We start from the raw sequence: 12,550 nt of genomic DNA, 5'->3' as shown, positions 1-12,550 counted from the left end.
GGAATCAATACCATAAACCAATTATTACGCGTTCTTCATCGGTCAACGCCCGTCAAATTAGCATAGATCAAAATTTTACCGATTACGTGAAATACTTATTTCTAGGGTTTACGGGAACATAATTGACGCACATCAACTATTATAAAAGGGAGTGTTTTCGTCACTTGCGTGTTGCTGGCCGTTATCGCTTAATTCCGCGCTGCACGAAATCAGATTGAACCCCACAATGGAGATAACGATGAGAGTGACATATATGAAATATGTGGCAATGGCCATTGTTATGGGCGCAACCGCTTTACCGGCAGCCGCTGCCGATGCCAAAGCGGGTGCTGAAAAGATTACGGTTTGTGCAGCCTGTCACGGCATGGATGGCCAATCCAGCGCACCTATCTATCCCAACCTTGCCGGCCAGTCCGCAACGTATCTCGAGCTGGCGCTGAAAGCGTATCGTGCGGGAGAACGAAGTGGCGGTATGTCGGCGGTTATGACGCCGCAAGCGACAAACCTTACCGATGAAGATATTGCGGATATGGCTGCTTATTACAGCCAGCAATAAACGGTTTATTTAGGGCTTTAATATTATTTAGGGATGCACAACAGAAGCCCGGGTTATAAAAATTAATTATAACCCGGAATAATTTTTACATATGAACCGTTTTTTTGTGCGCTGACTCAGTTGAAAGCGGTTCCGGATTTTTTACCCATAGCTTTCAGGATCTTCGCCAGCGGGCAGAACCCGGTAAAGGCTGCCTGCAACATGTTTGCACCCACGAATGCGGTAAACCAGAGCCAGTAAACCGAATGCAATTGCGACAAAATAACGCTGAGTAGAATAAATGCTCCCGCAATAGCGAACACAAGACGTTCAATAGACATAATTATCCCCTTTAAATTAATACTGCCAAAACACTAACCCGCAAACGCTGAAATCAGCTCCAGACCAGGCTGGTATACCTACCTGCATCGGCTTCTGACGCAAAGGTTATAACCTTATACCTGATCGTGCTACTATCCCATATTGTCCCTGTGGCGGCCAGAGCAGCTATGCGGATTGAGGCCAGCGCCCTGTTCCCGATCATCAGGCTATTTTCAGCACCGGTTTGATAGTCATACCGCTTGCTGAGTCTTCAAACGCCTGATTAATCTGCTCAAATTTATAAAATTTAACCAGTTTATCAAACGGAAACTCTCCGGCTTTGTAGTACGCAATCAACTTTGGAATAAACACCCGGGGGATGGAATCGCCTTCAATCACGCCGATCATGCTTTTTCCTTCCGCCATCAGATCGTTATGAATATCAAGGTTCATCTCAGGGGTAATACCAACAATCGCGACGGTACCCAAAGGCCTCAAAGCATTCAGTGACTGCTTGACCACTGGAGGTACCCCCGTGGTTTCAACGGCATAATGGCTGCCACCGCCGGTGATTTTTTTAATTTCCGCCATGACATCCACGTCTTTGCCGTTAAGAGTGTGGGTCGCGCCAAGCTCTTTGGCCAGAGCCAGGCGACTGTCATGGACATCAACGGCGATGATGTACTGACAACCAGCAATTCTGGCCGCCATTACCGCACTAAGCCCCACAGCCCCTGCGCCATAGATCACGATACTGGAACCAAATTCCGGCTTGAGACGATTGAGAACCGTGCCTGCCCCGGTCTGGATACCACAGCCCAGCGGCCCCAACAGCGCGAGATCAACATCCGGATCTACCTTCACCGCATTGCTGGACTTGGCAATAGCGTATGTCGCAAATGACGATTGGCCAAAAAACGTTGCCAGCGATTGTTCGCCCTGAGCAAGCCGACGACTGCCATCGTCCATGGCACCGCCGAAGTTGAGATCGTTGAAGGTATCGCAAACGGTCGGATGGCCGGTCAGACAGTTTCCGCAATTTCCACAGTGCGCAAACGAGAGCACAACATGATCACCGGGTTTGAGATCAGACACGCCCGACCCAACGGCGTCTACAACGCCGGACCCCTCATGACCGAGAACAATCGGAAATGGCGCTATGCCCAGATCACGCGCGACAACATCCGTATGGCAGACTCCAGCCGCAACAATCCGAACCCGTATCTCGTCAAACTCAGGGTCTTCAAGTTGCACAGATTCCAGTTTGAATGGCTCTCCCTGGCTATGGGTTACCGCTGCTTTAATATCCATCAATATGACCTCTTAAATTTCATTAGCCGGAGAATTTCTGTCGAAACCCGGTCCGTTTCACCTACCCAACGGGATCAGAACGGATACTGTCTCGGAACCCTCTGCACACTCACCCACTGCACGGTGGAAAACTCTTCTATGGCCCAGTCGCCGTTGAAACGGCCCAGCCCCGAGCTTTTCTCTCCGCCAAACGGCATGTGTGCTTCATCATTCACCGGCATATCGTTAACGTGCGCCATGCCGGCCCTGATTTTGCTGGCAAATCTCAGCCCCCTGTCGAGATCACCGGAGAACACGGCACTGGAGAGACCAAACTCCGTACCATTGGCCAGTTCCAGGGCGTGCTGTTCATCCCGGGCTTTCTGGATACCTACAAGCGGGCCGAAAATTTCACCGCTGCTGAGCTCCATATCGGGCGTCACCTCACCAAAAACATGCGGTGGCACCATCTGCCCGTGAATGTCGCCCTCCAGGAGTACTTTTGCCCCCTGCTCTTTGGCTCTGGCAATTTTCTGCTGCAAACCTTCAAGCTGGGCTGTATTGATGATGGGACCAATGGCCGTTTCCATGGCAGAAGGGTCGCCGACGTTCAGCGTGCGGACGTGGGCGACAAAATCTTCCACAAACCGGTCGTATACCGTCGAATCGACGATAATCCGGTTGATCGCCATGCAGATCTGCCCCTGATGCAGAAACTTGCCAAATACCGCAGCTTTCACAGCCTGCCCGACATCCGCATCATCAAGCACCACAAACGGGCTGTTGCCACCCAGTTCCAGGGCGACCTTTTTGAGGTAACGACCGCCGGTGGCGATACTGCCGATGTTTTTGCCAACCGGCGTTGAACCCGTAAACGAGATCATGGAGGGTACGGGATGCGCTACGAAGTCATCGCCAATGGCCAATCCCGGGCCAATCACCACACTCAGCACACCCGCTGGCAGGCCCGCCTCCTCAAAGATGCGGCCCAGCAGCAAACCTCCGGTGACAGGTGTATCACTCGCCGGTTTGATGACCACCGCATTGCCCAGGGCAATTGCCGGTGCTACGGAACGCTGGGAGAGATGCAACGGGAAATTCCACGGGCTGATCACACCCACCACCCCTACAGGTTTGCGATAGGCAAGGTTTTCTTTCCCCGGAATATCGCTGCTCATGGTAGCGCCCTGGGCGCGGGCGGGCATGCTTGCCGCTTCCAGAGTGATAGCACGGGCGCTGCCCCATTCAATGTTAGCTTTCAAGCGCGTACTGCCGGATTCGCGAATCAGCCAGTCAATGATCTCTTCCTTGCGTTCATCAAAGATCGACACTACGCGCAGCAGCAGGGCCGAACGCTCCGCCGGGGGCGTGTCTGCCCAGCTTAACTGGGCCTCAGCAGCTTTTCGGTAAGTTGCATCGAGATCAGAGGAGGTAGCTGAGCGGATTGAGAGCAAAGTCTCGCCAGAATAGGGATTTATAACAGGGCGGGATTCCTCCCCGCTGCCGTCTCGCCACTCTCCTGCCAACAATTGCAGTTGAAGATTCTGATAGCACTCAGACATAAGCTCCACCTCGCTGTGTATTCCGGACATTTGATACCAGTGTATCTGTTTATCGGAAGCATGCGACTGAGCTAGTGGTATCTACTGTGGGGCGGCGGCTCATTTCCCGATACAGAAGGAACCAAAAATCTTCCCTAAAAGCTCATCCGGTGTCATCTGGCCGGTGATTTCCCCCAGGGCATCCTGGGCAGCTCGCAGATCCTCGGCGAGGAGTTCACCGGCGCCGTAACCTTCCAGCTGCGCCTGGCCTTGCAGCAGGGAATCCCGGGCACGCTCCAGGGCATCCAGATGCCTGCGGCGGGCCAGAAAGCCGCCTTCCGTGGTGCTGGCAAAGCCCATGCATTCCTTGAGGTGTTCCCGCAGTACGTCCAGCCCATCAGCGGATTTTGCGGCAAGGCGGATCACCGGGGCCTCTTCCATGGATGACTCTTGCAAGCCAGCGGTTTCACTCGTCAGATCTACCTTGTTGCGGATTACCGTAACCGGTGCCGAGGCCGGTAGCCGGTCGATAAAATCCGGCCAGATTTCGTGGGGGGTGGTTTTATCCGTGGTAGTGGCATCCACCATAAGCAGAATGCGGTCGGCCTGGCGGATTTCGTCCCAGGCCCTGGCAATGCCGATCTGTTCCACTTCGTCCGGGCTGTCGCGCAGGCCCGCGGTATCGATGATATGCAGGGGCATACCATCAATGTGAATGTGTTCGCGCAGCACATCCCGGGTAGTGCCTTCAATGGCCGTTACTATGGCCGCTTCGCGACCAGCCAGTGCATTTAACAGGCTGGATTTTCCGGCGTTGGGGCGGCCGGCAATCACCACTTTCATGCCATCGCGCAGAATTGTGCCCTGCTGGGCTTCGGCCAGTATGCCCTGGAGTTGCTCCAGCAGTGCCTGTAAATCCGCGGCGACTTTGCCGTCGGCCAGAAAGTCGATTTCCTCTTCCGGAAAATCGATGGCGGCCTCCACGTAGATCCGCAGTTGCGTAACCGCCTCAACAAGGGCTTCAATTCGCCGGGAAAATACACCCTGCATGGATCGCACGGCACAGCGGGCGGCCTGCTCCGAACTGCTCTCAATCAGGTCGGCAATGGCTTCGGCCTGGGCAAGATCCAGTTTGTCGTTGAGAAACGCCCGTTCCGAGAACTCACCCGGTCGGGCCAACCGGGCACCCAGCCGGCAGACCTCCCGCAACAGCAAATCCAGAATGATGGTGCCGCCGTGCCCTTGCAATTCAAAAACGTCTTCGCCGGTAAACGAATGGGGATTCGGGAAGTACAGGCCAATACCTTCATCGATCAGTGTTTTGTTCTGATCCAGAAAGGCTCCGTAGTGGGCGTATCTGGGCTTGGGCGTATACCCCAGCATGGCCGTGGCAATGTTCTTTGCCAATGGGCCAGATACCCGAACAATGCCCACGCCTGCCTGGCCAGGCGCCGTGGCTATGGCAGCAATGGTGTCAGGGGTATGGGTCGTTGCGGGGCTCTGGTTCATCAATCATGCCTCTTACACAGCAGTTTTGTGTGTTCCTGAAATGGTAAAGGCCCCTTTACGGAGCCTTTACTGAACAATCAAACGGCCACAAGGTCAGTGCTTTTTGGTGGCCATTTCTGCTTCGATTTTGCGGGTAATGTACCACTGTTGACTGATCGACAGAATGTTGTTCACCAACCAGTAGAGTACCAGACCCGCCGGGAACCAGAGGAAGAAGATGGTGAAGACCACCGGCATCAGCTTCATGATCTTCGCCTGCATCGGATCCGGCGGCGTCGGGTTCAGGCTCATCTGCAACATCATGCTGGCGCCCATCAGGATCGGCAGTATGAAGTAAGGATCCATGACGGAAAGATCCTGGATCCACAGAATGAAGGGTGCGTGGCGCAATTGCACACTCTCAAACAGTACCCAGTACAGAGAGATGAATACCGGCATCTGAACCAGAATGGGCAAACATCCGCCCAGAGGATTGATCTTCTCTTTCTTGTACAACGCCATCATTTCCTGGGACATGCGCTGGCGGTCATCGCCGTACAGCTCTTTCAGGCGGGTCAGTTGCGGCGCCACGGCCCGCATGCGCCCCATGGACCGGTAACTGGTGGCTGAAAGCTTGAAAAACACGGCTTTCACCAACACAGTCAGCAGGATAATGGCCACGCCCCAGTTACCGACAAGGCCGTGGAACCACTCAAGAATGATAAACAGCGGCAGTGAGATGAAGAACAGCCAGCCGAAGTCCACCGTACGGTCAAGGTTTGGCGCTACGGCTTCCAGCCGGTCAATGATTTTCGGGCCAACGTAGGCGCGGGCGCCAATTTCAGCCGTCTCTCCGGGTGCAACGGTTGTTGCCGGATATACAAAACCCATGACATGCAACGGGCCGCGGCGGGTAGTCTGGAATTGTGCCGGCTGATCACGCTCGGGTACCCAGGCTGCAAGAAAGTAGTGCTGCAGAAACGCCATCCAGCCGTTGGTTACGGTCGTGTTGATACGATTGTCTTCAAGATCACCGAAATCGTATTTCTCATAGGGATCTTCCGGGGAGCTGATTACCAGGCCAAGAAACGCCTTGATGCCCATGCTGTTCTGGGCCGTGGGGTCAGGTGACTGATCGCGTACGATTTTACCGGTAAAGTTGGCCTGCCAATTCTCGTTTGAACGGTTTTCAACCAGATAACGCACGCTGATTTCATAGCTGTCCCGCGCAAACTCGTAACGTTTGGTGATTTTCACACCGTTTTCCATGGTGTGAACCAGATCAACGGTCAGCTCATTCTCACCCTCCGCCAGTTGGTAGCTGGCAGCATCCGTTTCGTACACGGGCGGCTGACCGTTTTTCGCGCTGTCTGGTCCGTTTTGGCCAATCAATCCGCTTTCAAGCACATAAAACCGGTTTTCTGTGTTGTTCAGCAGCTTGAGCGGTTCGTCACCGTTGAGGGATTTGTCGTAGGCGAGCAGTGAGCTTCTGACCAGATTCCCGCTTACCCGGTCAATAACCAGGTCGAGTACATCGGTTCGAACACTGATGTACTGATCGTTTACGGTAACGTCAGAACTGACAGGACCGGATACTGACTGACCGCTTTCCGGTGTAGTGAACTCCTCATCTGAAGGTGTTCCGGCAGCCGTTCCCCGGGATGTCTCGCCAGGAAGTACCATGGCATCGGAACCACCAGATCCGTTATTTGCCTGAAGGCCGCCTCCGGATTCAGCCACCTGCGCCGCGGGTGCTGGCTGGTGATAATCTTCATTCCAGGCAAGCACCATCAGATAACTGACAATAGCCAGGCCGGCGAACAATACGATGCGTTGAATATCCATAGAGTTACAGTTTGGTCTGAGGTGTTGTTGGGGAGGTATCAGCCTGAGAGCAACAGGACGTTGTCTGTTCGGGTTGAGTTTGTACTGTGCCTGGTACGGGATCGTAACCGCCTTCCGCCCATGGGTGACATCTCAGCAGCCGTTTTACTGAAAGATAGGTGCCTTTCAGTGATCCGTGATGGGATATGGCTTCTACAGCGTATTGTGAGCAGGTTGGATAATGCCGGCAATGACTGGCCATCAGCGGACTGATCGCGTATTGGTAGAAGCGGATAGGAAGAAGAAGCAACCTGCGCATTAACCTGTTCCCCTACCGGCCGAAGATGATTCCGCTGGTTGAGATGACGGTAGCTGATGATACTTTTTCGCTAGCCGTTGCCAGAGCCCGTTCAGAGACGTGCGGATGGTGCGGTTATCGAGATCTGCCAGCCCTTGTCGACCCAGAACGATGATGTCCATCCCGGGAAGGTCGGGTTGATGGCGGAAACTTTCCCGCACCTGACGTTTGATCCGGTTTCGCTGCACGGACAGTTTCAGGTTTTTTTTCGCAAATACAAGACCGACCCTGGCATGCCCGAGATTATTTGGCGTAGCCAGGATCAGAAAATTCTTGTGCGGAACCTTTAGCTGTACGTCATTGAAGACTTTGCCGTAATCAGCAGGGCGCAGTAAGCGATGCGATTTAGGAAAACTCAAAGCCTTCATAAGGCGAACGATAGATTACGCAGACAGACGTGCACGGCCTTTGGCACGACGACGGGAAATAACCTTGCGACCATTGGCAGTTGCCATACGGGCACGGAAACCGTGTACGCGCTTACGCTTCAGTACGCTTGGTTGAAACGTTCTTTTCATGGTGACGATCTCACAATTCGTGTATTGGACATTCGGCAGTTGGCTGAAAAATTAATAGCCAAAACAGGAGCGGCATTCTATGCAAATTCCGCCGCAGGTTCAACGTTTATCGCTATGGGCTTGTGCCGACACCGGACAGGGTTTCGGGAAGCTTCTCTGGAAAACGCAAATGGGCCCGGTGACAAGTGGAGTAACAGTAGTAACTGGTCTTTTTAGAATTCTTTTAAAGATTCTATTATTACTGTTATTACGCAGGCCGTTTTCTGTGGAAAAGCCAGATTACCTACAATAATTCAAATAGTTGAAGCATTGACAAGGCGTTGGGCAAGTAACCCTGAGCCTTGTGGATTAACCTCTTACCGATTGTGGACAACTTCGGGTTTTAGGAATTCATGCAGTTATCCACTGGAAGACACCGGGGTTGCACACAGACCTGAGGGCTGGTTGTGCACACAGGCGTGTGGGTAACTTAAATGTAAAATCTTTCTGTACACAAGCCTGTAGATAAGTCAGCAATGCATTGATTTTAAATAATATAAATTTCCACAGGCTGTTTATGACGAGGTGTTTGCGCTTTCACTGAAGGGGCCGGCGGGTTAGAATCCGGGGTCAACTTTCGGAATCGGGCGGTCCTTGCCCGGTTTGAGAAAATCTTGTGTTATCGGGAGCAGGCTGTCGTGCCGAACAGTATGTGGCATCAATGTCTTGAAGTACTCCGGGATGAGTTTCCCGCACAACAGTTCAATACCTGGCTCAGGCCCCTGCAGTCCGACCATCGCGAAGGGCAGTTGATGCTGTTTGCTCCCAACCGGTTCGTGATGGATTGGGTTAACGAGAAATATCTGCGGCGTATCGAAGAGGTTCTCAAGGATCTGAACGGTGGGCAGGCACCCAGAGTCGGTATGAAAGTAGGCTCTGCACCACGGGAGACCGAGCCGGTTATACGCTCGGAATTGGCGCAGCAGGAGCCTGGCCTGAGGGTTCAGGACGAAGCAGGCAGCCGGGTCACAGAAGAAGAAAAGGGTGTGGCGGCCACAGTGAGTAATCGCCGGCCTGCTCAAAGCAGTAGCAGTGGTTCGGCCTCTACACGCCGCCCAGTGCAGGTGGAAGGCGATATCAAACACCAGAGCTTTCTCAATGAAGGCTTTACCTTCGATACTTTTGTTGAGGGCAAATCGAACCAGCTGGCACGGGCGGCTTCCATGCAGGTTGCAGAGAACCCCGGTGGCGCTTACAACCCGCTGTTCCTCTATGGCGGCGTGGGCCTGGGTAAAACCCACCTGATGCATGCCATAGGTAACGAGATCGTAAGGCGTAATCCTAATGCCAAGGTGGCGTACCTGCGTTCAGAGCGCTTTGTGGCGGACATGGTAAAGGCGTTGCAGCTAAACGCGATCAATGAGTTCAAGCGGTATTACCGGTCGGTTGACGCCTTGCTGATCGATGATATCCAGTTTTTCGCCCGCAAGGAGCGTTCCCAGGAAGAGTTTTTCCACACCTTCAATGCGTTGCTGGAAGGCGGGCAGCAGGTAATTGTAACCTGTGACCGTTTTCCGAAAGAAATTGTGGATATGGAAGAGCGCTTGAAATCCCGTTTTGGCTGGGGCCTTACGGTGATGGTAGAGCCACCGGAACTGGAAACCCGGGTAGCAATCCTGATGAAAAAAGCCGATCAGGCGAATGTGAAACTTAGCAGTGAAGCGGCTTTTTTTATTGCCCAGAAAATACGGTCGAACGTGAGAGAACTAGAGGGCGCGCTGCGTTTGGTGATAGCGAATGCTCACTTCACCGGGTCTGAAATCACGCCGCCGTTTATCCGGGAAAGCCTCAAGGATTTGCTGGCACTGCACGAAAAGCAGGTGAGCATTGATAACATTCAGCGCACCGTGGCGGAGTACTACAAGATCAAGGTGGCGGACCTGCTTTCGAAGCGCCGTACCCGTGTGGTGACCCGGCCCCGGCAAGTAGCCATGGCGCTTTCCAAAGAGCTGACTAATCACAGCCTGCCGGAAATCGGTGACGCCTTTGGTGGCCGCGACCACACAACGGTGCTGCATGCGTGCAAGAAGATCGTGGAGCTTCAGGAAACCGACCCGGGCATCCGCGAGGATTATCAGAATTTTATGAGATTACTGACTACCTGAGGCGTCGAGTCTGTAGCACAAAAAGGCGGTACCGGGTAGGAATATGGAAACGCAAACAACATTCAACCTTCCAACAACAGAAAGCTGAGTGACATGAAACTGACGATCAGCCGTGAATCCCTGCTCACACCCTTGCAAAACATTGCCGGTGTTGTCGAGAAGAAGCAGACCATGCCGGTACTGTCCAACGTGCTGCTGGTAGCCGAAGACAATGTATTGATGCTGACCGGTACCAATATGGAAGTGGAGCTGGTGGGGCGGGTAACACCGGTCCACGTTGACCAGCCAGGCCAGATTACCGTGCCCGCCCGCAAGCTTTCAGATATATGCCGTGCCCTGGGAGATGAAGCACCCATTGATCTGGTGCTGGAGGGCGACCGCCTGCACGTGCGTTCCGGTGCCAGCCACTTCACGCTCTCAACCTTGCCGGCGGAGCACTTTCCCAATGTGGAGGATGAGCCGGAAAGCTTCAGGCTTGAATTGCCGCAAAAAGAACTGAGGCGCATGTTTGACGCGACGGCGTTTGCCATGGCGCAACAGGATGTTCGTTATTATCTCAATGGCTTGCTGCTGGAAGTGGATAAGGATCATGTGCGTACCGTAGCCACCGATGGCCACAGGCTTGCCATGGCCCATCTCGAACAGGATACGGGTTGCCAGGAAGCACGCCAGGTGATTGTTCCCCGAAAAGGCGTTCTGGAACTTTCCCGGTTACTGGATGAAGTGGAAACACCGGTGCGGCTGGTGATTGGAGACAACCATCTGCGCGCTACCGTGGGGTCTTACACATTTACCTCGAAACTGATCGAAGGCAAGTTCCCGGATTACAACCGGGTTATTCCTCGCGGTGGTGACAAGGTAGTCCTGGCTGATCGCGCCACTCTGAAAAACACCCTGCAGCGTGCAGCCATTCTTTCCCACGAGAACATTCGTGGTGTTCGTCTTAATCTGGCAACAAACGAACTGCAGGTGTTCGCCAACAACCCGGACCAGGAACAGGCCGAAGACGCGCTGCCGGTGGACTATCAGGGCGAATCCCTGCAGATTGGTTTCAATGTAGGCTATCTGGTGGACGTGATGAACGCTCTGGATGAGGACCAGGTAAAAATTACACTTTCCAACCCCAACAGCAGTGCACTGATCGAATCGCAGAATGATAATCGTTGCCTCTACGTTGTTATGCCGATGAGGCTATAGGAGAACACTAAGATGGGCACCATAACGAACGGAATCAAGGGCGCTTTCAGAATTGGGCAAACGCTGTCTGTACTGGGTCGCACCGGTGTCAAATGGGTTGCGGGGGATCGTCCCCCTGCCCCACGTCTGCTTCGCCAGACCTTTGAATCACTGGGCGCCACCTACATCAAGCTGGGGCAGTTCATAGCCAGCTCCCCGACCTTCTTTCCGAAAGAATATGTGGAGGAATTCCAGTACTGTCTGGACCGAACGCCCAGCCTGCCGTTCAGTGTTATCAAGGGCATCATCGGTGAAGAGCTGGATCGGCCTATCGATCAGGTGTTTTCCGAGATAGATCCGGTGGCCCTGGCCTCCGCTTCCATTGCACAGGTACACGCCGCCCGCCTGGTGACCGGAGAAGAGGTGGTCATCAAGGTACAGAAACCGGGCGTGGAAAATATTCTGCTGACGGATCTTAACTTCCTCTATCTATCGGCCCGTATTCTTGAAACTCTTGCCCCGAAACTGTCCTGGACGTCCTTATCAGGCATTGTGGAGGAAATCCAGCGCACCATGATGGAGGAATGTGACTTCATCAAGGAGGCAAACAACCTGAAGGTTTTCCGGAAGTTCCTGCACGATACCCACAACGAGGATGCCACGGCGCCCAAAGTCTTCGAACATTGCAGCACACGCCGGATACTCACCATGGAACGATTCCACGGTGTGCCTCTTACCGATCTGGAAAGCATCCGGGGTTATGCAAAGGATCCGGAGCGCACGTTGATCACGGCCATGAACACCTGGTTCGCCAGCCTTACCCAGTGTGAATTTTTCCATGCGGACGTACATGCAGGCAATCTTATGGTCCTGGAAGATGGGCGCGTAGGCTTCATTGATTTCGGGATTGTCGGGCGCATTCGCCCGGACACCTGGCAGGCGGTCAGCGATTTCATCTCGGCGGTGATGGTCGGCAACTTTGATGGCATGGCGGAGGCAATGATTCGTATCGGAATAACCCGCCACACTGTTAAAGCCAGCGACCTGGCTGCGGACCTGCGCCGGCTCTATCAGCAAATGGACAAAATGGTACCGGATGACGTTCCCTATCACGCCGATCAGGCCGAGGACGATGTGAACAATATCCTTATGGACATGGTGAAGGTGGGCGAAAGCCACGGGCTGCATTTCCCGAGAGAGTTTGCATTGCTGCTCAAACAGTTCCTGTATTTTGACCGCTATGTTCACATTCTTGCACCGGAAATGGATGTGTTCATGGATGAGCGGCTGAACATGCTGCATTGAAGGAGTATTCGTTCGCCTTCACTTACGCGGTTTTGTACACTAAGGCAGCA

General features: G+C 53.5%; 12 protein-coding genes. 4 read left to right on the top strand and 8 right to left on the bottom strand.

What is annotated here, in order from left to right:
• Positions 1–238 precede the first annotated feature (238 nt).
• The gene (locus CDH48_RS04900; protein WP_198515465.1) at positions 239–556 is read left to right on the top strand and encodes a c-type cytochrome; all 318 of its coding nucleotides are present in this window, start codon (positions 239–241) and stop codon (positions 554–556) included.
• 116 nt (positions 557–672) lie between these two features.
• Here CDH48_RS04900 and CDH48_RS04895 read toward each other — a convergent pair whose 3' ends face one another.
• The 8 genes from CDH48_RS04895 to rpmH form a co-directional block, all read right to left on the bottom strand.
• Positions 673–876 carry a YgaP family membrane protein gene (locus CDH48_RS04895; RefSeq protein WP_100687595.1) on the bottom strand — a complete coding sequence of 68 codons (204 nt, stop codon included), beginning with the start codon at positions 874–876 and terminating at the stop codon, positions 673–675.
• A gap of 202 nt (positions 877–1,078) precedes the next feature.
• A complete protein-coding gene (locus CDH48_RS04890) occupies positions 1,079–2,167 on the bottom strand; it encodes an NAD(P)-dependent alcohol dehydrogenase (protein WP_100687594.1) in 1,089 nt (362 codons plus the stop codon).
• 74 nt (positions 2,168–2,241) lie between these two features.
• Entirely contained in the window at positions 2,242–3,708 is a 1,467-nt protein-coding gene (locus tag CDH48_RS04885) for an aldehyde dehydrogenase family protein (RefSeq protein WP_100687593.1), read from the bottom strand.
• Positions 3,709–3,807: 99 nt separating this feature from the next.
• Complete coding sequence (gene mnmE / locus CDH48_RS04880; protein WP_100687592.1) at positions 3,808–5,196, bottom strand: tRNA uridine-5-carboxymethylaminomethyl(34) synthesis GTPase MnmE; 1,389 nt, start codon at positions 5,194–5,196, stop codon at positions 3,808–3,810.
• A gap of 93 nt (positions 5,197–5,289) precedes the next feature.
• Positions 5,290–7,020, bottom strand: a complete 1,731-nt coding sequence (gene yidC / locus CDH48_RS04875; protein ID WP_100687591.1) for a membrane protein insertase YidC — start codon at positions 7,018–7,020, stop codon at positions 5,290–5,292.
• Between the two features lie 4 nt (positions 7,021–7,024).
• The gene (gene yidD, locus CDH48_RS04870; protein WP_100687590.1) at positions 7,025–7,318 is read right to left on the bottom strand and encodes a membrane protein insertion efficiency factor YidD; all 294 of its coding nucleotides are present in this window, start codon (positions 7,316–7,318) and stop codon (positions 7,025–7,027) included.
• Complete coding sequence (gene rnpA / locus CDH48_RS04865; protein WP_100687589.1) at positions 7,318–7,725, bottom strand: ribonuclease P protein component; 408 nt, start codon at positions 7,723–7,725, stop codon at positions 7,318–7,320. The genes yidD and rnpA overlap by 1 nt, the downstream gene beginning before the upstream one ends.
• A 15-nt stretch (positions 7,726–7,740) precedes the next feature.
• Positions 7,741–7,875 (bottom strand): 50S ribosomal protein L34, encoded by a 135-nt coding sequence (gene rpmH / locus CDH48_RS04860; protein WP_008172542.1) that lies wholly within the window; start codon positions 7,873–7,875, stop codon positions 7,741–7,743.
• A gap of 677 nt (positions 7,876–8,552) precedes the next feature.
• Between rpmH and dnaA the strand changes: the two genes are divergently transcribed.
• The 3 genes from dnaA to CDH48_RS04845 all read left to right on the top strand — a co-directional run bounded on the left by dnaA (position 8,553) and on the right by CDH48_RS04845 (position 12,500).
• Positions 8,553–10,019 carry a chromosomal replication initiator protein DnaA gene (dnaA, locus tag CDH48_RS04855; RefSeq protein ID WP_100687588.1) on the top strand — a complete coding sequence of 489 codons (1,467 nt, stop codon included), beginning with the start codon at positions 8,553–8,555 and terminating at the stop codon, positions 10,017–10,019.
• A 93-nt stretch (positions 10,020–10,112) separates the two neighbouring features.
• Positions 10,113–11,216: a DNA polymerase III subunit beta gene (gene dnaN, locus CDH48_RS04850; protein WP_100687587.1), complete on the top strand. Its 1,104-nt coding sequence runs from the start codon at positions 10,113–10,115 to the stop codon at positions 11,214–11,216.
• A gap of 12 nt (positions 11,217–11,228) precedes the next feature.
• On the top strand, positions 11,229–12,500 hold the full coding sequence (locus CDH48_RS04845) for an ABC1 kinase family protein (protein WP_100687586.1): 1,272 nt from the start codon (positions 11,229–11,231) through the stop codon (positions 12,498–12,500).
• Positions 12,501–12,550 lie beyond the last annotated feature (50 nt).

The sequence above is a fragment of the Marinobacter aromaticivorans genome, from assembly GCF_002806975.1.
GTDB lineage: Bacteria > Pseudomonadota > Gammaproteobacteria > Pseudomonadales > Oleiphilaceae > Marinobacter > Marinobacter aromaticivorans.
Note: the sequence above shows the minus strand (reverse complement) of the source record. Positions and strands in the feature narration are given on the sequence as shown.

Bases quoted from the DNA above. Each gene is read 5' to 3' on its own strand.
- CDH48_RS04900 (WP_198515465.1), top strand. From the start codon at position 239: ATGAGAGTGACATATATGAAATATGTGGCAATGGCCATTGTTATGGGC.
- CDH48_RS04895 (WP_100687595.1), bottom strand. From the start codon at position 876: ATGTCTATTGAACGTCTTGTGTTCGCTATTGCGGGAGCATTTATTCTA.
- CDH48_RS04890 (WP_100687594.1), bottom strand. From the start codon at position 2,167: ATGGATATTAAAGCAGCGGTAACCCATAGCCAGGGAGAGCCATTCAAA.
- CDH48_RS04885 (WP_100687593.1), bottom strand. From the start codon at position 3,708: ATGTCTGAGTGCTATCAGAATCTTCAACTGCAATTGTTGGCAGGAGAG.
- mnmE (WP_100687592.1), bottom strand. From the start codon at position 5,196: ATGAACCAGAGCCCCGCAACGACCCATACCCCTGACACCATTGCTGCC.
- yidC (WP_100687591.1), bottom strand. From the start codon at position 7,020: ATGGATATTCAACGCATCGTATTGTTCGCCGGCCTGGCTATTGTCAGT.
- yidD (WP_100687590.1), bottom strand. From the start codon at position 7,318: ATGCGCAGGTTGCTTCTTCTTCCTATCCGCTTCTACCAATACGCGATC.
- rnpA (WP_100687589.1), bottom strand. From the start codon at position 7,725: ATGAAGGCTTTGAGTTTTCCTAAATCGCATCGCTTACTGCGCCCTGCT.
- rpmH (WP_008172542.1), bottom strand. From the start codon at position 7,875: ATGAAAAGAACGTTTCAACCAAGCGTACTGAAGCGTAAGCGCGTACAC.
- dnaN (WP_100687587.1), top strand. From the start codon at position 10,113: ATGAAACTGACGATCAGCCGTGAATCCCTGCTCACACCCTTGCAAAAC.
- CDH48_RS04845 (WP_100687586.1), top strand. From the start codon at position 11,229: ATGGGCACCATAACGAACGGAATCAAGGGCGCTTTCAGAATTGGGCAA.